The sequence below is a fragment of the Aliivibrio wodanis genome (genome assembly GCF_052920805.1).
Map to the genome: position 1 here is coordinate 1,730,287 of NZ_JBREXA010000002.1, position 22,870 is coordinate 1,753,156.

The 22,870-nt window shown below is 39.0% G+C and carries 15 protein-coding genes, 9 tRNA genes and 1 pseudogene; 6 read left to right on the forward strand and 19 right to left on the reverse strand.

Annotated features, from left to right (window positions below):
* Positions 1-29 precede the first annotated feature (29 nt).
* The 19 genes and pseudogenes from ACU5DF_RS15925 to ACU5DF_RS16015 all read right to left on the reverse strand — a co-directional run bounded on the left by ACU5DF_RS15925 (position 30) and on the right by ACU5DF_RS16015 (position 14,369).
* Positions 30-2,883, reverse strand: a pseudogene (locus tag ACU5DF_RS15925) (M16 family metallopeptidase).
* Positions 2,884-2,891: 8 nt separating this feature from the next.
* On the reverse strand, positions 2,892-3,323 hold the full coding sequence (locus ACU5DF_RS15930) for a YqaA family protein (RefSeq protein WP_045103261.1): 432 nt from the start codon (positions 3,321-3,323) through the stop codon (positions 2,892-2,894).
* Between the two features lie 94 nt (positions 3,324-3,417).
* Positions 3,418-4,548, reverse strand: a complete 1,131-nt coding sequence (locus ACU5DF_RS15935; protein WP_045101309.1) for a sodium ion-translocating decarboxylase subunit beta — start codon at positions 4,546-4,548, stop codon at positions 3,418-3,420.
* A 12-nt stretch (positions 4,549-4,560) separates the two neighbouring features.
* Positions 4,561-6,345 (reverse strand): sodium-extruding oxaloacetate decarboxylase subunit alpha, encoded by a 1,785-nt coding sequence (gene oadA, locus ACU5DF_RS15940; protein WP_446713532.1) that lies wholly within the window; start codon positions 6,343-6,345, stop codon positions 4,561-4,563.
* A 37-nt stretch (positions 6,346-6,382) separates the two neighbouring features.
* On the reverse strand, positions 6,383-6,634 hold the full coding sequence (locus ACU5DF_RS15945) for an oxaloacetate decarboxylase subunit gamma (RefSeq protein WP_446713533.1): 252 nt from the start codon (positions 6,632-6,634) through the stop codon (positions 6,383-6,385).
* Positions 6,635-6,953: 319 nt separating this feature from the next.
* Positions 6,954-7,030 (reverse strand) — tRNA-Arg (locus ACU5DF_RS15950).
* A 66-nt stretch (positions 7,031-7,096) separates the two neighbouring features.
* Positions 7,097-7,173, reverse strand: a tRNA-Arg gene (locus ACU5DF_RS15955).
* 65 nt (positions 7,174-7,238) lie between these two features.
* Positions 7,239-7,315 (reverse strand) — tRNA-Arg (locus ACU5DF_RS15960).
* A gap of 67 nt (positions 7,316-7,382) precedes the next feature.
* Positions 7,383-7,459: transfer RNA gene (locus tag ACU5DF_RS15965), tRNA-Arg, on the reverse strand.
* Positions 7,460-7,524: 65 nt separating this feature from the next.
* Positions 7,525-7,601: transfer RNA gene (locus ACU5DF_RS15970), tRNA-Arg, on the reverse strand.
* 67 nt (positions 7,602-7,668) lie between these two features.
* Positions 7,669-7,745 (reverse strand) — tRNA-Arg (locus tag ACU5DF_RS15975).
* Between the two features lie 50 nt (positions 7,746-7,795).
* Positions 7,796-7,888, reverse strand: a tRNA-Ser gene (locus ACU5DF_RS15980).
* Positions 7,889-7,962: 74 nt separating this feature from the next.
* Positions 7,963-8,039: transfer RNA gene (locus tag ACU5DF_RS15985), tRNA-Arg, on the reverse strand.
* Between the two features lie 53 nt (positions 8,040-8,092).
* A tRNA-Ser gene (locus ACU5DF_RS15990) sits at positions 8,093-8,185 on the reverse strand.
* Between the two features lie 213 nt (positions 8,186-8,398).
* A complete protein-coding gene (gene csrA, locus ACU5DF_RS15995) occupies positions 8,399-8,596 on the reverse strand; it encodes a carbon storage regulator CsrA (protein ID WP_446713534.1) in 198 nt (65 codons plus the stop codon).
* A gap of 81 nt (positions 8,597-8,677) precedes the next feature.
* Positions 8,678-9,847, reverse strand: coding sequence for an aspartate kinase (locus ACU5DF_RS16000; RefSeq protein WP_446713535.1), 1,170 nt, complete (start codon positions 9,845-9,847; stop codon positions 8,678-8,680).
* A gap of 12 nt (positions 9,848-9,859) precedes the next feature.
* Positions 9,860-12,439 (reverse strand): alanine--tRNA ligase, encoded by a 2,580-nt coding sequence (alaS, locus tag ACU5DF_RS16005; RefSeq protein WP_446713536.1) that lies wholly within the window; start codon positions 12,437-12,439, stop codon positions 9,860-9,862.
* Between the two features lie 244 nt (positions 12,440-12,683).
* The gene (recA, locus tag ACU5DF_RS16010) at positions 12,684-13,730 is read right to left on the reverse strand and encodes a recombinase RecA (protein ID WP_045101303.1); all 1,047 of its coding nucleotides are present in this window, start codon (positions 13,728-13,730) and stop codon (positions 12,684-12,686) included.
* A 141-nt stretch (positions 13,731-13,871) separates the two neighbouring features.
* The gene (locus ACU5DF_RS16015; RefSeq protein WP_446713537.1) at positions 13,872-14,369 is read right to left on the reverse strand and encodes a CinA family protein; all 498 of its coding nucleotides are present in this window, start codon (positions 14,367-14,369) and stop codon (positions 13,872-13,874) included.
* Positions 14,370-14,482: 113 nt separating this feature from the next.
* On the opposite strand from ACU5DF_RS16015, the gene mutS reads away from it, so the two are divergent.
* From mutS to ACU5DF_RS16045, 6 genes are all read left to right on the forward strand, one after another.
* Positions 14,483-17,044: a DNA mismatch repair protein MutS gene (gene mutS / locus ACU5DF_RS16020; RefSeq protein WP_446714258.1), complete on the forward strand. Its 2,562-nt coding sequence runs from the start codon at positions 14,483-14,485 to the stop codon at positions 17,042-17,044.
* 223 nt (positions 17,045-17,267) lie between these two features.
* The gene (locus tag ACU5DF_RS16025) at positions 17,268-18,944 is read left to right on the forward strand and encodes an AMP-binding protein (protein ID WP_446713538.1); all 1,677 of its coding nucleotides are present in this window, start codon (positions 17,268-17,270) and stop codon (positions 18,942-18,944) included.
* Between the two features lie 429 nt (positions 18,945-19,373).
* The gene (codB, locus tag ACU5DF_RS16030) at positions 19,374-20,615 is read left to right on the forward strand and encodes a cytosine permease (protein ID WP_446713539.1); all 1,242 of its coding nucleotides are present in this window, start codon (positions 19,374-19,376) and stop codon (positions 20,613-20,615) included.
* A gap of 11 nt (positions 20,616-20,626) precedes the next feature.
* Complete coding sequence (locus tag ACU5DF_RS16035; protein ID WP_446713540.1) at positions 20,627-21,904, forward strand: cytosine deaminase; 1,278 nt, start codon at positions 20,627-20,629, stop codon at positions 21,902-21,904.
* A gap of 112 nt (positions 21,905-22,016) precedes the next feature.
* Positions 22,017-22,256: a VF530 family protein gene (locus tag ACU5DF_RS16040; protein ID WP_045101298.1), complete on the forward strand. Its 240-nt coding sequence runs from the start codon at positions 22,017-22,019 to the stop codon at positions 22,254-22,256.
* A gap of 318 nt (positions 22,257-22,574) precedes the next feature.
* Positions 22,575-22,865 carry a hypothetical protein gene (locus tag ACU5DF_RS16045; protein ID WP_446713541.1) on the forward strand — a complete coding sequence of 97 codons (291 nt, stop codon included), beginning with the start codon at positions 22,575-22,577 and terminating at the stop codon, positions 22,863-22,865.
* The last annotated feature ends 5 nt before the right edge of the window (positions 22,866-22,870 follow it).

The following is a 22,870-nucleotide window of genomic DNA, read 5'->3' on the forward strand; positions in this document are numbered from 1 at the left end:
ACTTGATATTACCGTCTTTCTAACAATAGCTACTTCTTAGGTGCGACTAGTTCAATCGACAACCCTAGTGTCTTGAGTTTTGGCATTAATGATTTTTTATCTCCTACAACAATAATTTGATATTGTGTTGGATCAAACCATTTTGTTGCTAATGCATTTAGTTCATTACGATCTAATGTTGCAACTAACTCATTCTGCTCCTCAATAAAGTCTTCATTTAATGAATAAGTTAATATTTTTCCTAATAAACTTGCTTTCTGACTTGGCGTTTCATACTTTAAAGCATCCTTTTGGCCTACAGCTAAACGCATAAAATTCAACTCATCCATTGTCATACCATCATCTGAATATTTTTGCATCTCTGCAATAAATTCATTTATCGATTCTAACGTCACATCGGTGCGGACTTGAGCATAAAAGATCGACATTCCGAACTCTTTATTGCCCATCAAATAACCACCTGCACCATAGGTATAGCCTTTATCTTCTCGCAAGTTTTGGTTAATTCGGCTGTTAAAATTACCACCTAAATTAAAATTAGCTAGCTGCGTTTGAAATAATTCACCAGTGGCATCAAAAGAAACACCTTGACGAACAAAACGAATAACACTTTGAGGCGCATTTGGTTTATCAACTAAATATACTTTCTGTTGATTTAATACCGGTAGCTTCTGCGGTGCAAGTAGTTGCGGAGCTTCACCTTGCCAATTAGCTAAGAAAGACAGTTTCGATGCTAAATCAGATTTGCTCATATCCCCAACAGATATAACTTGAGTTCCTACTGGTGTGTAGTTTTCTTTATAGAATCGTTTAACGTCGTTGACAGTTAACCCCTCAATCGAAGCTAGAGTACCGTCTGATGAACGAGCAAAAACAGTCCCTTTAAATAGGACCTCACGAGTCGCTTGAGAAGCTAACCAAGATGGCTTCTGGTGAGCATAAACCAGCCCTTCTACGGCTTGTTTCTGTAATCTTTTAAAATCAACGTCTTTAAAAGCCGGTTCAAAAAGCATTTCATTCACTATCGCGAGCGTCTGATCAATATTTTTAGTTAACGACGCAATTGAAATCGTTGTTGTATAATTTCCAGTATTGAATGAGATTGAACTACCTAATTTATCAAGTTGCTTTTGAATCTCTTCTGCCGTTTGTTTTTGTGTTCCCTCTTCCATCATTGCGGCTGTCAGCTCTGCTAGCCCTTCTTTTCCACGAGGAATATAACGATTCCCGGCAGGAATAGATATTTGCAATTGAACTGTAGGTGTTTCAATTGCTTCAGTGCCTAGAACTTCAATACCATTATCCAGTTTAGTACGATAAATATCTGGTACTTTTGCCGTTACCGCTTGCGATGGCTGAGGCATGATCGAACGATCAAAATCATCTATGGCTTTACGTATTTCTAAACTGTTTTCACTTAACTTTCCATAATCAGGAAGAGTACGCTTTGGCGTAGTAAAAGTCGGCAACTTAACTTGAAGCTGAGTTTTACCTTTAGGAATAACGCTTAGTGTTACTTTATTTTTATTTTCAATATAGGCATCAAATACTTGAGATACTTTTTCTGGTGTAACAGAGTTTAGAGCTGCTAACTGCTTTTCTAATTGATTTGGATTACCATAAAACGTTTGATTCGACGCTAACTGAGATACTTTTCCTGATACTGATTGCAAACCAAATATCGCTCCAGCCTCAGTACTACCTTGCACTTTCTTCCAAATCTTCTTGAGAAACACCTTCTTTCCCAAACTTATCCAGAACATCCATCACTTCTGTATATACAGTAGCTAATCCATTATTATCACCAGAATCCGCCATAGCATAAACGTACATAGTACATGACAGTTCAGCACAATCATGAAATGCACCAGCATCGACTACTTTTCCTGTTTTTACCAACTCTTGATACAGTAAACTTGTTTTACCATCACCTAGTAGTGTCGCTAACATATCCAGACTTGCTTCTTTGTCGTTACCACGATAAGTGGTTGGCCAGCCAATCATCACCATTGGTTGCTGAATTCTATCTTCTAAGGTAATAAAACGATCTTCAGCCAAAGTAACAGGTTGCTTAGGTGCATTTTCAACTTCAGGACCACGAGGTATTGAACCGAAGTATTTATTCACCCACTCAAGTGTTTGTTTACTGTCGAGATCACCACCAATAGTAATAACGGCATTATTTGGTCCATACCAACGCAGGAAGAAGGCTTTTAAGTCATTAACATCAACTCGGTCTAGATCTTCAACATAGCCGATTGTTTGCCATGAATAAGGATGATCTTGTGGAAATAAAGCTTCGCCCATACGTTCATAAATTAATCCATAAGGGCGATTGTCATAATTTTGACCACGTTCGTTCTTAACTGTACTGCGCTGAATTTCAAATTTCTTTTGAGAGACAGCATCAATTAAAAAACCCATACGATCAGATTCTAACCAAAGCATTTTCTCTAATTGATTAGCCGGTACAGTTTCAAAGTAATTGGTTCTATCGCGATTAGTAGTACCATTTAATGTACCACCCGCTTCAGTGATAATTTTAAAGTGTTGCTGATCTCCTACATTTTCAGATCCTTGAAACATCATATGTTCAAAAAAATGTGCAAAACCTGATTTTCCAACTTCTTCACGAGCAGAGCCAACATGATAGGTCACATCTACATGAACTAGAGGATCTGAGCTATCAGGGCTCAAAATAACGGTTAAACCATTTTCTAATGTATATTTTTGGTATGGGATGACCACAGAGCCCTCTTGAGGTAGTACTTGCTCAATTAAAGTGACGCCTTGTGGTAAATCTGATAATTTTGGAGCCTCAAATTGGGACTTACTGCAACCAGTAAGAGCCAAAGCTATCGATAGGCTTAATATTTTTTTCATTGTAATCCCTATAAAATCCCATTTACTGCGAGTGACAATAAGAGGTAGCGTAACGCCTTACCTACTCCAATTAAAATAATACATGGCCAGAATTTCATTCTTAACCACCCTGCGGCTAAACACAGTGGATCACCAATCACTGGTAACCAACTAAATAATAATGTCCAGTAACCGTATTTTTTTATCCATAGAATGGCTCTATGACCATGTTTTTGTGAAGAAGTTTTATCAGGGAGTAACAAACCAAGCCAATAATTTGTTATGCCACCAAGTGTATTCCCCAATGTTGCTACAGCAATAACTGTCCACATTGAAAAACTGTCTAATTTTAACGTTGCAATTAAACTGGCTTCTGACGCTCCTGGTAATAAAGTAGCACTTAAAAAACCAGAACTAAATAATACCCACAATGCAGAATCAGCATTAAACCAATCAAACATAATTGCATTAATTCCATTAACTAAAATATATGCAATAAGCATAAAATAAAAAAGGGCGCATCTGCACCCTTTTATTGTTAAGTTTTATTTAGAATTATCCAACAAGAGCTAAAAGGATACCAGCAGCAACAGCTGAACCTAATACCCCCGCCACGTTTGGCCCCATTGCATGCATTAGTAAAAAGTTCTGAGGATTAGCTTCAAGCCCCACTTTATTAACCACTCGAGCGGCCATTGGTACCGCAGATACCCCAGCAGCACCTATAAGTGGGTTAATGTCTTCTTTTGAATACTTGTTTAAGATCTTCGCCATAATTAAGCCACCAGCAGTACCTACACTGAAAGCTACAGCACCTAATAATAAAATACCCAACGTCTCTACATTTAAAAATGTTTCTGCTTTTAGTTTTGACCCAACTCCTAGGCCTAAGAAGATAGTCACTACGTTAATCAATTCATTTTGTGCAGTATTAGATAATCGGTCAACCACCCCTGACTCTTTCATTAAATTACCTAAACAGAACATACCAACAAGTGGTGTCGCTGATGGTAAAAATAAAATGGTCATTAATAAGACAGCCAGAGGGAAAATAATCTTCTCTGCTTTACTTACATGACGTAATTGAGCCATTTTAATTTGGCGCTCTTCTGGTGTGGTTAATGCTTTCATTATTGGTGGCTGAATAATCGGAACCAATGCCATATAACTATAAGCAGCTACCGCAATCGCCCCTAGTAAATCAGGAGACAATTGACTAGCTAAGAAAATAGCGGTTGGTCCATCTGCACCACCAATAATCGCAATTGAAGATGCGTCAGCTAAGGTGAATTCCATTCCCGGAACATAGTTAAGTAAGATTGCACCAAACAACGTTGCAAAAATACCCACTTGAGCCGCGGCACCTAACCATAAGGTTTTTGGATTCGCAATAAGCGCACCAAAATCTGTCATCGCCCCTACGCCCATAAAGATCAGTAATGGAAATATTCCAGTTTCTATCCCTACGTAATAAACGTAATACAACAACCCACCAGGCTCTGTAAAGCCTGCATTTGGAATATTCGCCAATACTGCACCAAAACCAATTGGTAGTAGTAGTAACGGCTCAAATCCTTTTTTAATTGCTAAGAACAAAAGACCACAACCCACTAAAATCATAATAAGTTGTTCAAACTTAAAATTAGCTATTGAAGTTTCATTCCATAATATTAATAAACCATCCATGTTTAACTTACCTTACGCTAGAGAAAGCAACGGTGTACCAACAGCTACCGCATCGCCTTCCTTAGTTAAAATATCCTGCACTGTACCGTTACGTGATGCTCTGATTTCAGTTTCCATCTTCATCGCTTCAAGAATAAGTAATACATCACCTTCTACCACTTCTGCACCTGGCTGAACCAATACTTTAAAAATATTACCGGCTAATGGTGCATCTACAGATTCAGCATCTACCGCTGACAATTGTGCTGATTGAACTGGTACTACTTGAGTTGATATAGGAGAAACAGAAGAAATTACACCTTGAGGTCCAACTTCAACATTATAAACTTGGCCATCAACTTTCACGCTATAAGCCTCTACACTTCCTGTTGAAGGTACAGTTTTAGTGATAGTTTCTTTTGCTTCTTCTAAGCTTGGAGCAGGTTCAAATGCATCAGGGTTATTACGATTACTTAAAAACTTCAGGCCAACCTGTGGAAATAATGCGTAAGTAAGAACATCATCAACTTGTTGTTCAGCTAATTCAATGTTGTCTTCTTTTGCTTTTTCAACCAATTCGTCTGTTAATGTATTTAATTCAGCTTTCAATAAATCAGCAGGACGGCATGTAATTGCTTCTGCACCATCAAGTACCCTTGCTTGTAGTTCTGCATTTACTTGAGCAGGAGCAGATCCATATTCACCTTTAAGCACACCGGCTGTTTCTTTGGTAATACTCTTATAACGCTCACCCGTTAATACATTAATAACCGCTTGAGTGCCTACTATTTGAGACGTAGGAGTCACCAGTGGAATATAACCAAGATCTTTACGAACTTTTGGTATCTCCAGTAATACCTCATCCATCTTATCTGCAGCGCCTTGCTCTTTAAGCTGGCTTTCCATATTAGTTAACATACCGCCAGGAACTTGAGCGATAAGAATGCGAGAATCTACACCTTTCATTTTTCCTTCAAATTTCGCATATTTCTTACGAACTTCACGGAAGTAAGTTGCAATAGGCTCTAGTTGCTCAAGATTAAGGTTTGTATCACGACCAGTACCTTCTAACATAGCAACAACCGTTTCTGTTGGCGTATGCCCATAAGTTTGACTCATCGAAGAGATAGCAGTATCTAAAATATCAATACCAGCTTCTACTGCTTTTAAGGCTGTTGCTGTAGATAAACCTGTCGTAGCATGACTATGTAAAGCAAGAGGCACATCACATGACGCTTTAATTCGCGTGATTAACTCTTCAGCCTCGTAAGGCTTAAGTAGACCTGACATGTCTTTAATACATAGAGAGTGACATCCAAGATCTTCAAGACGTTTTGCAAGATCAACCCACGTATCTGAATTATGTACGGGACTAGTCGTATACGAAAGAGTTCCTTGAGCATGGGCACCAACATCAATTGTCGCTTTCACAGCTGTTTGAAAGTTTCTTACATCATTCATCGCATCAAAAATACGGAAAACATCCATACCATTTGCGTGTGATCGCTCTACAAATTTCTCGACAACATCATCAGCATAGTGACGATAACCCAATAGATTTTGACCACGTAATAGCATTTGCATTGGCGTGTTAGGCATCGCTTTTTTTAATAAACGTAAACGCTCCCACGGATCTTCACCTAAATAGCGAATGCATGAATCAAATGTAGCTCCACCCCAGGTCTCTAATGACCAATAACCGATTTTATCTAGCTGCTCTGCAATTGGCAGCATATCTTCAACACGCATACGTGTAGCGAATAATGATTGATGTGCGTCACGAAGTACCACATCAGTGATAGAAAGTGGTTTAGACATACTTACAAACTCCTTGTAATAAATTTCCTAAAACAGTTTATTTATGCTTTGCTCGATGTAATTTAACCGCAGCAGAAATCGCAGCAATAATTTGAGGTGACACTGTTGTTTGATCGAGATCTTGATTTTTTTGAATAGCTAATGCCGGTTTAGGAGCAAGCTCCACAGGCAACAACTTAGACATGAATTGTACGAGGTAAACGAGGATGGTCAGGAATAAAAATACAACACCCATGCCTGTTAGCATTAGTGTTGCTGCTTCTCCTAATAGACTTCCAATGTCTGTCATCTTAATATTCCTTTTCTGATGAGAGTGACAATGTAAATATAACTAACTAATTATGTTCTTTTATTCTAAAAAGAAAGAGTGATTATCTCGACATCAAAAAATTTGTCAAATACGAAAAGAGCACTATTTATATAAAAAGTGTTTTATGGCGAGATATATCCATACACTGCCATTAATCACTTAAAAATAAACTGATTACAATCAAGTTACCTAATAATAACCTGCAATTCAATCTATTTAATAAAATTATCAATTAATTAACTAGGTTTTCTATAGGCATAAAAAAACCCGATCATAAAGATCGGGTTCTTTTAAAGAATGGTGCGCCAGGGAGGATTCGAACCTCCGACCGCCTGGTTCGTAGCCAGGTACTCTATCCAGCTGAGCTACTAGCGCACAGTAATTCTAATTGTTTTTGTAACTATCGTATTGTAACCAATAAACAGTTACAAAAAGAAAAAATGGTGCGCCAGGGAGGATTCGAACCTCCGACCGCCTGGTTCGTAGCCAGGTACTCTATCCAGCTGAGCTACTAGCGCACAGTTAATTCTGATTGTCTTTGCAACTACGTATCGTAACCGATAAACAGTTACAAAAAGAAATATGGTGCGCCAGGGAGGATTCGAACCTCCGACCGCCTGGTTCGTAGCCAGGTACTCTATCCAGCTGAGCTACTAGCGCACAGTATAATTCTAATTGTCTTTGTAACTATGTATTGTAACCAATAAACAGTTACAAAAAGAAATAATGGTGCGCCAGGGAGGATTCGAACCTCCGACCGCCTGGTTCGTAGCCAGGTACTCTATCCAGCTGAGCTACTAGCGCACAGTTAATTCTGATTGTCTTTGCAACTATGTATCGTAACCGATAAACAGTTACAAAAAGAAATATGGTGCGCCAGGGAGGATTCGAACCTCCGACCGCCTGGTTCGTAGCCAGGTACTCTATCCAGCTGAGCTACTAGCGCACAGTATAATTCTAATTGTCTTTGTAACTATGTATTGTAACCAATAAAAAGTTACAAAAAGAAATAATGGTGCGCCAGGGAGGATTCGAACCTCCGACCGCCTGGTTCGTAGCCAGGTACTCTATCCAGCTGAGCTACTAGCGCACAATAATTCTTTTGTGTTCTTACTGAACTAAATCAACATGAACAAATAATGGCGGTGAAGGAGGGATTCGAACCCTCGATGCGGCTATAAACCACATACTCCCTTAGCAGGGGAGCGCCTTCAGCCTCTCGGCCACCTCACCGTGTTGTTTTGCTTATCCGTAATTGTCTGCAAACAATTACTATTATTGACAAATAAATTCATCAATAAAAAGAATGGTGCGCCAGGGAGGATTCGAACCTCCGACCGCCTGGTTCGTAGCCAGGTACTCTATCCAGCTGAGCTACTAGCGCACTGTAATTCTTTTTTATTCTTGCTGACCAAACTGATCAACATGAATCAATAATGGCGGTGAAGGAGGGATTCGAACCCTCGATGCGGCTATAAACCACATACTCCCTTAGCAGGGGAGCGCCTTCAGCCTCTCGGCCACCTCACCGTGTTGAGGAGGCACATATTACGGTTTACCAAAAATATGTCAATAACTTTTTTAGTAAAAAATAACGCTTTTTGCTCAACAGCTTATGAAACAACCAAAATGAACAAAAATAGAACGTTAACCGTGATTTATACCTCTGTTTCTATTCATTATTATCAAACTAAATCGATAATAATGAATAAGGCTGACAGTGTCAGCCTTATTCATACGGAATTAAAAGTTACCTTGTGAAGCCGCTGGAGCTCCTTTTTCCGCTTGAATGCGCATATAAATCTCTTCACGGTGTACAGATACTTCTTTAGGTGCATTAACACCAATACGTACTTGGTTACCTTTAACGCCTAGTACAGTAACTGTTACTTCGTCACCAATCATTAGAGTTTCACCTACACGGCGAGTCAAAATTAGCATTCGAATGCTCCTTGAGTTATCTCAGTTTTATAATAAATGTATGTATTGTCCGTCATCGCTTATTTTCATAAACGTCTCTGCTCAAGAAACAGCGATCATAAGGTTATTATCTTGTGATTGCTCTGTAATAACAAACGTTTTATGTAAAATTTCGGCCGCTAGTTCTAAATCAGCCTGATTAACGATCACCGACACACTTTTAGGCTCTATATTGTGCTGATAAATATCAACATTATTCGCCATTAGTTGATTGCAAGCAGATTCTGCCATCCCTTCAACTTTATCTCCAACTAACGTCAGAATTGATAAGCTCCTAATATTGCGTATTTTTGTATTAAATGCCAGTTTCAATTGTAAAAAATCTGCTTTTGGCACAACAATTTGAAAACAATCACACCTTTCAGATAACACTCTATACCGTTTGACCAGTTCTATTCGTTCGCTATCTAACAAATTATCGCTTTCAACTAAAAGTAAATCCTGCTTTAAAGCTAACCCTGTCACCGCTTTACTTTTAACTGGTTGTGCACAAATTAAAGTGCCCTCTCCATCTTCAAAAGAAGATAACACTCGCAAAGTAACAGCTTCATCCCAAGCATGAGCAACGGAATGCTCTTGCAGTACTTTTGCTCCCGCTTTTGCCAATATATACATATCAGAAAAAGAGACTTCATTTAAACGCTGAGTAGCGGAAACGTATCGGGGATCTGAAGAATAAATACCATCAACATCAGTAAAGATCTGGCATTCATCTGCATTTAAAGCAGCAGATAACGCAACGGCTGTCGTGTCAGAGCCACCTCTACCTAATGTGGTGATATTACCGTGGACATCACGACCTTGAAAACCAGCAATAATTACCACATAGCCTTTATCAACCCATTGAGTAATTAAATCAGTTTCAATATGCTCAATAGTTGCGTCATTAAAGGTGCAGTTAGTATAAATACCCGCTTGGTCAGCCGTTAGAGAAATGGCTTTAACGCCTTTCTGATTTAAAGACATAGCTAGTAGCGCAATAGAAACCTGTTCACCTGCAGAAAGTAGCATATCTAGTTCACGAGGCTCAGGGGCCTCACTAATTTGATTTGCTAAACTCATTAAACGATTGGTTTCTCCGGCCATAGCAGAAACAGCAACAACGACATCATGCCCTTGTTGCTGCGCTGAAATGATACGTTCAGAAACAGATTGGATCCGTTCAACGGACCCAACTGATGTACCACCATACTTTTGTACGATTAATGCCACTGATACGACCTATTACAGACGCTCAGTTAGCCAAGCTTCAACAGAAGCTAATGCTGCTGGTAATGCATTTGCATCAGTACCGCCAGCTTGAGCCATATCAGGACGACCACCGCCTTTACCACCGACTTGCTGTGCAACCATATTCACTAATTCGCCCGCTTTCACTTGGCCAATAAGATCTTTAGTAACACCTGCAATTAAACCAACTTTACCGTCATTCACATTACCTAGCATGATAACGCAGCTGCCGATTTGATTTTTAAGCTCATCAACCATGCCACGAAGTGCTTTACTTTCTGCGCCATCTAGCTGAGCAATAAGTACTTTTGTTCCTGCAATGTCTTGAACTTGATTGATCAGGCTTGCACCTTCTTGAGACGCTAGCTTATCTTTAAGCTGTTGGATCTCTTTCTCAAGTTGTTTTGCTTTTGATGCAGCTTCATTCAGCTTTTTATCTGCTGATTTTTGTTGTGCTTCAATCGCATCTAATGCTGCTTCACCAGTAACGGCTTCAATACGGCGGATACCAGCGGCAATGCCACTTTCTGACGTAATTTTAAATAAACCAATATCACCAGTGCTTGATGCGTGAATACCACCACATAACTCTGTAGAAAATTCACCCATAGAAAGTACACGAACTTCATCGTCGTATTTCTCACCAAATAGAGCCATTGCGCCTTTTTCTTTAGCAGCATCAATGTCCATTAGGTTTGTTTCAATCTCATGGTTTAAACGTACTTGTTGGTTAACAATACGCTCAACTTTACGTAATTCTTCAGCTTTAACGCCTTCAAGGTTAGAGAAGTCAAAACGTAAACTTTCCGCTTTAACTAATGAACCTTTTTGAGTTACGTGCTCACCTAGTACTTCACGAAGTGCTGCGTGTAATAAGTGAGTTGCTGAGTGATTTAACGTAATCGCAGTACGACGCTCTTCATCAACTTGAGCCATTGCACTATCAGCCGTTGATAATACACCTTCAACTAACTTACCGTGGTGACCAATCGCATTACCTACTTTTTGAGTATCAGTAACAACAAACTTACCCGCCTCTACGGTAATAATACCCGCATCACCAGATTGACCGCCTGACTCAGCATAGAATGGTGTTACATCTAAAATAAGAATCGCATCATCACCAGCAGAAAGAGCTTCAACAGCTTCACCTTCGCGGAAAATTTCTAATACTGTCGCTTTTGCTTCAGTAGAATCATAACCGTGGAATACTGTTTCAGATTCAACTTTAATAACGGCATTATAATCAGTACCAAACTGGCCAGCTTCACGAGCTCGTTGGCGTTGTTCTTCCATCGCCTTCTCAAAGCCATCTTCGTCGATAGTTAATTCACGCTCACGAGCAACATCGTTCGTTAAATCTGCTGGGAAACCGTAAGTATCGTAAAGCTTAAATACTGTTTCGCCATCAAGAACGGTACCTTCTAGGTTATCTAATGCTTCGTTTAGAATTACCATGCCACGCTCAAGCGTACGACCAAAGTTTTCTTCTTCAATCTTAAGTACTTTTTCTACTAGTGCTTGCTGTTTCTTAAGCTCTTCACCAGCCGTACCCATGATTTCTGCCAATGGGCCTACTAATTTATAGAAATAAGAACCTTTAGCGCCTAACTTGTTACCGTGACGTACTGCACGACGAATAATACGACGTAATACATAACCACGACCTTCGTTTGACGGCATAACACCATCAACGATTAAATAAGAACAAGAACGGATGTGATCAGCAACAACACGTAGAGATTGGTTTGAAAGATCATCATAACCAACAACTTTTGCCGTTTCTTTAATTAATGTTTGGAAGATATCGATTTCATAGTTTGAGTGAACGCCTTGCATAATTGCTGCGATACGTTCAATACCCATACCTGTATCTACTGATGGTTTTGGAAGTGGTTCCATAGTTCCATCCGCTTGACGGTTGAACTGCATGAAAACGTTGTTCCAAATTTCGATAAAACGGTCGCCATCTTCTTCAGGAGTACCCGGACGGCCACCCCAAATATGCTCACCGTGATCGTAGAAAATTTCAGTACATGGACCACAAGGACCTGTATCACCCATCTGCCAGAAGTTATCTGATGCGTAAGGTGCACCTTTGTTATCACCGATACGAACGATACGATCTGCTGGAATACCCATTTCTTTATTCCAGATTTCGAATGCTTCGTCATCTGTTTCATAGATAGTCACTAACAAACGATCAGCAGGAAGCTCTAAACGCTCAGTTAAGAATTCCCATGCATATTTAATTGCATCTTGCTTAAAATAGTCACCAAAACTGAAATTACCAAGCATTTCAAAAAAAGTATGATGACGAGCTGTAAAGCCTACGTTTTCTAAATCATTATGCTTACCACCAGCACGAACACAACGTTGTGCTGTCGTTGCACGAGTGTAGTTACGCTTCTCTGAACCTAGGAAACAGTCCTTAAATTGGTTCATACCGGCATTGGTAAATAGAAGAGTTGGATCATTTGCTGGAACTAGAGAAGAACTCTCAACAATTTGGTGTCCTTTGCTTTCAAAAAAAGCAAGAAACGCACGGCGGATCTCGTCAGTGCTCATATACATGTGGATATTCCTGATTGAATCGTAGGTTAACTCACTCTTGTACTCAGTTAAGACAAGCAGTGTTTTTTAGACAGAATTTCGAACATTGTATACTCAAATGAGAGTGAAATATAGATTGAGAACAGCGATCAAGTAAGGAAAGAGAGATAATTCTATTAGTGATTAGGGCTGCCTCTTTTTGTAGGCATAAAAAAGCCAAACATAATAGTTTGGCTTTCTATCATTTCAATAAGAATCGGATTGATTAAAACTCTTCGTTTTCTTCTTCAATTTTCTTATCAGCTTCTTCAAGCAATTCTTCTGCTGGCGTTAATAACATTTCACGTAATCTGCTATCAAGCTCTGCACCAATGGCTGCATTCTCTCGCATAAATTTAGAGGCATTTGCTTTACCTTGGCCAATTTTATCGCCATTGTAGCTGTACCAAGCACCTGCTTTATCTACTAGCTTGTGCTTAACACCTAAATCAATTAACTCACCTTCACGGTTAAAACCTTTGCCATACAGGATTTGAGTTTCTGCTTGCTTAAACGGTGCTGCAATTTTGTTTTTAACTACTTTAATTCGAGTTTCATTACCAACCACTTCATCGCCTTCCTTAACTGCGCCAGTACGACGAATATCAAGACGAACAGAAGCATAAAACTTAAGTGCGTTACCACCAGTAGTCGTTTCAGGATTACCAAACATCACACCAATCTTCATTCGAATTTGGTTGATAAAGATACACATACAATTCGATTGTTTTAGGTTACCCGTTAACTTACGCATTGCTTGAGAAAGCATACGAGCTTGAAGACCCATGTGGCTATCGCCCATCTCGCCTTCAATCTCAGCTTTTGGCGTTAGTGCCGCAACTGAATCGACAACAATCACGTCAACAGCACCAGAACGAGCTAGTGCATCAACGATTTCTAACGCTTGCTCACCAGTATCAGGTTGAGAACATAATAACTGGTCAATATCAACACCCAACTTTTGAGCGTAGATAGGATCTAGAGCATGCTCCGCATCGATAAATGCACAGGTTTTACCTGCTTTTTGTGCTTGAGCAATCGCTTCCAAAGTTAGTGTTGTTTTACCTGATGATTCTGGACCGTAGATTTCTACGATACGTCCCATTGGTAAACCGCCAGCACCTAGAGCAATATCAAGAGATAAAGAACCAGTAGACACAGTCTCAACATCCATTGTGCGGTTATCGCCCAACTTCATGATAGAACCTTTACCAAATTGTTTTTCAATTTGACCTAATGCTGCGGCCAGTGCTTTTTTCTTGTTATCGTCCATTTGATTCTCCAGAATTCTAGATCACTAAATCAGTTAATGAACAGTAGTATACTGTCTATTCATACAGTGTCTATAGGCTTGTGGTATTTTTTATACTTCCTCGACAAAAAACGTCATGGTAAAAGCAAATAACCAATTGAATTAAAATACGTTTTTCAACCTATTCTTTATTGTTAGAAATGCATATTCGATCGCACTTCGTCTTACTTCACTTCGATCTCCAGTAAAATACACAGTAGTTTCTTGATGCCAGTTAGTGGTGTCTGCAAAACCAAAACAGACGGTTCCAACAGGCTTTCCTTCTGTTGCTCCACCCGGACCTGCAATCCCACTAATTGAAACACTAATATCAGCATAACTGTTATTTAATGTTCCTATCGCCATCTCTTTTACTACCGCTTCACTTACAGCCCCAAAAGCAGTTAATGTATCTAGGCTAACACCTAATGACTCTTGCTTCGCTTCATTACTGTAAGTTACAAACCCTCGCTCAAACCATACGGAACTGCCTGCGTTTTCTGTCGCACAAAAAGCAACACCACCACCAGTACACGATTCTGCACAAGCCATAGTTTTACCTTGTTGCATCAATAGTTCGCCAACTTCTTGTGCGAGTTGAGCATTTTTTGTCATATCCATGAAATTCTTCCCATCTTGATTCGAATTTTATTCATTCTATCTTTGATTGCAGTCTTGATTCACGTATTCTTAACGGCAAATATTCTCTCCATCTATTAGGTCTCGTTGTGGCAATAAAATCAACTGAAAAACACACCCCAATGATGCAACAGTACTTGCGTTTAAAATCTGAAAATCCGGATATCTTACTGTTCTATCGTATGGGCGACTTTTATGAGCTTTTCTATGATGATGCCAAACGAGCCTCTCAGCTTCTTGAAATATCTTTAACTAAACGAGGCTCCTCAGCAGGTAAACCAATCCCAATGGCAGGTCTTCCATATCATGCCGTTGAAGGTTATTTAGCAAAATTAGTTCAACAAGGAGAGTCTGTTGCTATCTGTGAGCAAATAGGCGATCCCGCAACCAGTAAAGGCCCAGTAGAACGCAAAGTGGTTCGCATTGTCACTCCAGGCACAGTGACGGATGAAGCTCTTCTTCCTGAGCGCTTTGATAACCTGATTGCCGCTATTTTTCATCATAAAGGTCGCTTCGGTTATGCCACATTAGACATTACTTCTGGCCGATTTAAAGTATCAGAACCAGGCACAGAAGAAGCAATGTTGGCTGAGTTGCAACGAACCTCCCCTACAGAGCTTTTGTTTAGTGAAGATTTCGAACCTGTTCATTTATTAGAGAAACGTAGCGGTAACCGTCGTCGTCCAGTATGGGAATTTGAATTAGAAACCGCTAAACAACAATTGAACCAACAATTTGGTACACGTGACCTAATTGGTTTTGGGGTAGAAAAAGCTGAATTTGGTTTATGCGCGGCTGGTTGTCTTATTCAGTATGTAAAAGATACACAACGTACAACCTTGCCTCACATTCGCTCCATTGTAATGGATCATCAAGATGACTCAGTGATCTTAGATGCCGCAACGCGTCGTAATTTAGAGATAACCCAAAATTTAGCGGGTGGCTTTAATCATACGTTATCAGAAGTTCTCGATCACACATCAACTGCGATGGGTAGCCGCCTTTTAAAGCGTTGGTTACATCAACCAATTCGAACTCATCAAGTACTAAACCAGCGTCTTGATGCGATTGGAGAATTAAAAAAAAGTGGGCTATTTACAGAGCTTGCTCCACAGTTAAAACAAATTGGTGATGTTGAGCGGATCCTTGCTCGCTTAGCATTGCGCTCGGCTCGCCCAAGAGACTTAGCTCGTTTACGTAACGCATTACAGCAATTGCCTGAATTGGCGCAAAGCACTAAAGAATTTGAACAAACTCATTTATTAGAGCTTGCTTCACTTGCACAGCCTATTGACTCTATTTGTGAATTATTAGAACGCGCAGTAAAAGAAAATCCTCCGGTTGTTATTCGTGACGGTGGCGTCTTAGCTGATGGTTATAATGAAGAATTAGATCAATGGCGAGATCTTGCTAATGGTGCCGCTCAATTCTTAGACAAACTAGAAAAAGAAGAACGTGAACGTCATGATATTGATACCCTAAAAGTTGGCTATAACAACGTTCATGGTTTTTATATCCAGATAAGTAAAGGGCAAAGCCACAAAGCGCCAGCTCACTATGTTCGTCGTCAAACATTAAAAAATGCAGAGCGTTACATTATTCCTGAGCTTAAAGAACACGAAGACAAAGTATTAAGCTCAAAATCAAAAGCACTAGCAATAGAAAAGAAACTGTGGGAAGAATTGTTTGATCAACTTCTTCCTCACTTAGAGCAACTTCAATCAATGGCCAATGCGATTTCTGAATTAGACGTACTAAGCAACCTTGCTGAACGTGCTGATACCTTAAATTATTGTCGCCCTACCTTATCATCAGAGATAGGGATGAAAATTGAAGGCGGTCGTCACCCTGTTGTTGAGCAGGTTATGAGCAACCCGTTTATTGCCAACCCAATCAATTTAAACGATAACCGAAAAATGTTGATCATTACTGGGCCAAACATGGGTGGTAAATCAACCTATATGCGCCAAACAGCATTGATTGCTTTAATGGCACATGTTGGTTGTTATGTTCCTGCGGATTCAGCTCAAATAGGTACGTTAGATCGTATTTTTACCCGTATTGGAGCATCCGATGATCTTGCATCTGGCCGCTCAACATTTATGGTTGAAATGACAGAAACAGCAAACATCCTTCATAATGCCACCAAACACAGCTTAGTTTTAATGGATGAAATTGGTCGCGGTACAAGTACTTATGATGGACTATCTCTTGCTTGGGCCAGTGCAGAGTGGTTAGCTACAAAGATTAATGCAATGACGCTATTTGCTACCCATTACTTTGAATTGACTGAATTACCAAACCTATTTAATGGTTTAGCCAATGTCCATCTAGATGCAGTTGAACATGGAGATGAAATTGCCTTTATGCACGCTGTCCAAGATGGTGCAGCCAATAAATCTTACGGTCTTGCTGTCGCTTCTCTTGCGGGCGTACCAAAGACGGTAATCAAAAAAGCAAAACAAAAACTTCAACAACTTGAAAATGGTCAAGCTAAAAACCAACCATTAACGACAACTCAAGTAAAACAAGAGCATCAACTGTCTCTTATTCCTGAGCAAAGTGAAGTTGAAGAAGCACTAGCAAATGTAAACCCAGATGATCTAACACCACGCCAAGCGTTAGAAGAGTTATATCGTCTAAAAGCATTACTGTAATCATACAAAGTAAGGCAGTCACTCTACTGCCTTACTTTTCCTTCACCTCTTTTTCTCCTCCTTGAATCCCCCTAAGCAACTAATGCTTAAACTCACGCTAGAAATAAAACAATAAACAAATCACCTCTCATTATTTCGAACCAAATTTGACTATTTACTCAAAAGGCATTTAACTTAACATAAAATTAACAATAATAATTACAACAACCTGCAGGATGCCGCCATGAGTCAGCCACTATTCGATCACAATACCAACCCTCAACTCCCTCATGAAGCGATGCTTGAATGGGCCGAGAAAAAACCAAATTCAATTTTCCTTCGTCAAATAAAGGAGAGGCACTTTGTTGACTATACCTTCTCTGAAGTGGTTGATAAGGCGCTACGCTTAGTTACCGCATTACAAAGTATGGGGATACAACCAAAAGATCGGGTTGCCTTAATTTCTAAAAATTGTGCAGAATGGTTTATTACTGATTTAGCTTTAATGCTTGGGGATTTTGTTAGTGTCCCTATTTTTCCAACCGCAGGGCTAGATACCATTGAACACTGTTTAACGCACAGTGAAAGTAAAGCTCTCATTGTAGGTAAACTCGATAATAATGAAGCGACTACTCAAGCAATAAAAAATCTTCCTCATCTTTCGACTATTGCTTTTGATTATGACTCTGCGGCTCAATCTCAGTATCAATTTGAAGACCTAATTAAAGAGCATCAGCCTTCAGAATTCAGACCTGACCATAATGACAATACGTTAATGTCTATTGTATATACCTCAGGTACATCAGGGTTACCAAAAGGTGCCATGTTAACCTTTGGTGGCTTTAGCCAATCGTCCAAACATCTAGTTAACCATATTGGGATGCAACCAGATGATCGTTTATTTTCCTACTTACCCCTAGCTCATATAACAGAGCGTGTATACATCTTAGGCTCTGCATTTTTCGGAGGTATTCAAACCGCCTTTCCTGAATCCTTAGATACCTTCATAGATGATGTAAAAATGCACCGCCCTACCTTATTTATATCAGTTCCCCGATTATGGACAGTCTTCCAACAACGAATTCAAGATAAATTGCCTCAGAAAAAACTCAATATATTACTCAAGATCCCATTTGTTAATGGCTTAATCAAACGTAAATTATCTGATGGTTTAGGCTTAGATAAAGCTCGTGTTCTAGGTTGTGGCTCCGCACCCGTCTCTGCTGGATTATTGAAATGGTATGAAAGCATTGGTTTAAATATTACTGAAGCGTGGGGAATGACTGAGACTTTTGCCTATAGCACGCTCAACCATCCTTACCGTTCAGATAAAGTTGGAACTGTTGGCTCAGCAGGCCCTGGAGTTGAACTCAAAATAGCAGCAGATGAAGAGATTTTAGTTCGAGGTGACGGACTCTTTGCTGGCTACTATAAAAATGATGAAGCAACAGCAGAAACCTTTAATCAAGAAGGTTGGTTACATACTGGAGATATTGGCTCCATTGACTCTGAAGGGTTCTTAACAATACAAGGTCGCAAAAAAGATACGTTTAAAACAGCAAAAGGAAAGTTTGTCGCCCCTGTACCTATTGAAAAACGAATTTTTGATCTTAGTAATTTAGAGATGATGTGTCTTATTGGTTCAGGGCTTCCTGGTCCAATTCTATTAGCTATCCCTCACTCATATCCTAATTTTGACCAAGAACGTTACGAAAGAACAGCACTCAAAAACTTAGAGACGATTAATAGTGGTCTTGAATCTCATGAGAAGCTAAAAGGTATCTTAATGATCAAAGAACCGTGGAGTATAGAAAATGGTATTTTAACTCCAACATTAAAGATAAAACGTCATATTCTAGAGAAAAAATACCATGATTTTGCATCTACTTGGCCAAAAGATAAAAAAATTATTTGGGAATAACCTATAGCAGCTTAAAGTTAACAAGTATAAATAGACAACTGATCTAATTAATTGCCTTAAAACCCTATAAATGGGTCCTTAAGGCTTTTTTTTTACTAAAAAATACAAGGTACCATTTCAATTAACAATACTAGACTATAAAAACACCACATCTAACTCTTTAGATTTCATTTAACACTAAGTAACAGGGTTAATATCTACTTAACCTTATAAGAACCCTCTTTTTTATAAAATAAAACAAGAGCAATCGTTTGCTGTTTAAATGAATAAAATAAAATAGATTTACTTAAATTGTTATTTATCAAATAGATAAAATAAAAACACATCAAATAACACAATATCGTTATTGACATTATTGTTAATCCATTTAGACTTCCGTCCGTTTATCAAAATATTGATAAAAAAATTCAATACAGACGAGGGTTCCACATGTCTCATGACAATGATTATAGCTTAGGCGCAGTACCAAAAACCGCAAGGAAAGGAGCGGTATCACTAACATTAGTAATGTTAGGATTAACCTTCTTTTCAGCAAGTATGTGGACAGGAGGCTCTCTTGGTACTGGACTTTCATTTGACGACTTCTTCCTTGCTGTTCTTATTGGTAATTTAATCCTCGGTATTTATACTTCTTTTCTTGGTTACATCGGTGCCTCAACTGGTCTTTCTACTCACCTTCTCGCTCGTTACTCTTTTGGCTCTAAAGGCTCTTGGCTGCCATCACTTCTTCTTGGCGGTACTCAAATTGGTTGGTTTGGTGTTGGTGTTGCAATGTTTGCTATTCCTGTACAAAAGGCAACGGGTATTGATACGAATACATTAATCGTTATCTCAGGCTTGCTAATGACTGTGACCGTTTATTTTGGTATTTCGGCCTTAATGGTACTTTCTATGATTGCGGTTCCTGCTATTGCCATCCTTGGTGGTTACTCAGTGTTTACCGCTGTTGATAGTATTGGTGGTATTACAGAGCTTCAAAAAATCCAACCAACAGAACCAATGGACTTCTCTATTGCACTTGCAATGGTTGTAGGTTCATTCATAAGTGCTGGTACATTAACCGCAGATTTTGTGCGATTTGGTAAAAAACCATTAGGTGCCGTCGCTATCACAATGATTGCTTTCTTTATTGGTAACTCATTAATGTTTATCTTTGGTGCAGCAGGGGCTGCCGTAACAGGTCAGTCTGATATTTCTGAAGTTATGATTGCACAAGGTCTATTAATTCCTGCAATCATTGTTTTAGGCCTAAATATTTGGACAACCAACGACAATGCACTTTATGCTTCTGGGCTTGGTTTCTCAAACATTACAGGGCTACCAAGTAAGTATGTTTCAATGCTTAATGGTTTAATCGGTACTATTTGTGCTCTATGGTTATATAATAACTTTGTAGGTTGGTTAACCTTCCTATCATTAGCAATTCCACCAATCGGTGGCGTTATCATTGCCGATTTCTTCAGTAACCGTAAGCGTTACATGAACTTTGAGAATACAAAATTTCAAACGATTAATTGGGCAGGCATCATTGCTGTTGCCATTGGTGTTGCTGCGGGAAAATTCCTACCAGGTGTCGTTCCTATCAATGCTGTATTTGGTGGTGCTCTTAGCTACCTACTATTAAATCCAATGCTTAACAAAAAAACTCTTTCTGATACAGAAACAGCATAGAAGATATCATTATGACTAATTTATTAATTAAAAATGTAGCACTACGAGATCAAGAAGGTTTATTCCAAATCTTGATCCAAAATGGTCAATTCAAAACTATCGTATCAAATGAACAAGACCTCGATTTTTCAGGTGAAATATTAGATGCAGAAGGTGGTCTTGCCAATGCTCCATTTTGTGAACCTCATGTTCACTTAGATACGACTCAAACTGCAGGTGAACCAAGCTGGAATATCTCAGGTACTCTTTTTGAAGGGATTGAACGTTGGTCTGAGCGTAAAAAACTTCTAACTATTGAAGATGTTAAGAGTCGTGCTAAGCAGACACTTAAATGGCAAATCGCTAACGGCATTCAACATGTTCGTACCCATGTAGACGTATCTGATCCAACATTGATTGCATTAAAGGCAATGCTTGAAGTAAAAGAAGAGATGAAAGAGTGGGTTGATATCCAAATCGTCGCTTTTCCTCAAGAAGGCATTCTTTCTTACCCAAATGGTAAAGAGTTATTAGAAGAAGCGGTTCAACTTGGTGCTGATGTTATTGGTGCAATTCCTCATTTTGAATTTACTCGTGAATACGGTATTGAATCTCTACATTACGTTTTTGAACTGGCACAAAAATACGATCGTTTGATCGATGTTCATTGTGATGAGATTGATGATGAACAATCACGTTTTGTTGAAACACTCGCTGCACTTGCTCATAAATTTAATATGGGTGAAAAAGTAACAGCAAGCCACACCACAGCAATGCACTCTTACAACGGTGCTTACGCTTCGCGCTTATTCCGTTTATTAAAAATGTCAGGCATCAACTTTGTTGCAAACCCATTAGTAAATATTCACTTACAAGGGCGTTTTGATGACTATCCGAAACGTCGTGGGATTACCCGCGTTAAAGAGATGCTTGCAAGCGATATCAACGTCTGCTTTGGTCATGATGATGTGTTTGACCCATGGTATCCACTAGGTACAGCAAATATGCTACAAGTACTGCATATGGGGCTGCATGTATGTCAAATCATGGGTTATGAACAGATTAACCAAGGCCTTGACCTAATTAGCTATAAATCAGCAAGAACGTTAAATATTCAAGATAACTATGGTATTGAAGAAGGTAAGCCAGGTAGCTTAATTATTTTACCTGCAGAAAATGGATTTGATGCACTGCGTCGCCAAGTGCCTGTTCGTTACTCTATTCGCCAAGGTAAAGTAATTTCAGAAACTCAACCAGCAACAACGACCATTACTTTAGATAAGCCAGAAGTGGTTTCATTTAAGCGTTAGTTGAAAGTGAAATAATCAGATCTAGATGGGAGCCTTTGAGCTCCCATTTTTTATGAATATTCTTTAAGGGTGAATGCTATACTTACTCTAATTCAAGATAAATGGCGATATTATGACACAGCAAAATAACCCGCTTCACGGTTTGACCCTTCAGGCAATCTTAACAGAATTAGTTGAACACTACGGTTGGGAGGAATTAAGTTACATGGTTAATATCAATTGCTTTAAATCTGATCCAACCATTAAATCAAGTTTGAAATTTTTACGAAAAACCGAGTGGGCGCGAGTGCGAGTAGAGAATATCTATTTGAAACTTCAACGTCATAAAGAAAAAGCAGAAAAATTAAATTAATCTGAATAATACCATTCTGGATAAGTAGTTGTTCAGATAATTGCGTAGGAAAAATCGATTAGAGCAAGACATAAATTACAGTAACTAGTGGATCTAATTACAAAATTTATAACGCAGATGTAATCGATTTTAACAAGCAAGAATGATCAAATACTTATGTAGATTGGTATAATACCAATTCCAGTAATTATCTAAGCGTTATTACTGGTTTAAACCGCAATCTAAATATTCAATCAATTAAAAACAAAAAGCCCCGTAAGTTTGCACTTATGAACTGACCCCCAATAATTGGACAACCAATTACTGAGGGTCTTTTTTATGTCCAAATATAGTCGTGAGCTAAAACTAATTATTGCTAAGCAGTGCTTAGTTAGTCGTACATCAATTCAATTATCTAAAGAATATTCGATATCTGCTCGTCAGATACGATATTGGACTCAAGTATTTTCTATCCATGGTAAAAACTCATTTTTACCAACTACACATGCCGATAATGCCAAAACAAAATTACAAGCATTGAAATTAATGTGGACTAACAGTTGGTCTCTCACTCACACTAGTGCAGTATTAAACTTATTCCTCCCCTGGCACGCTATCAGTCTGGCTTAAAACAT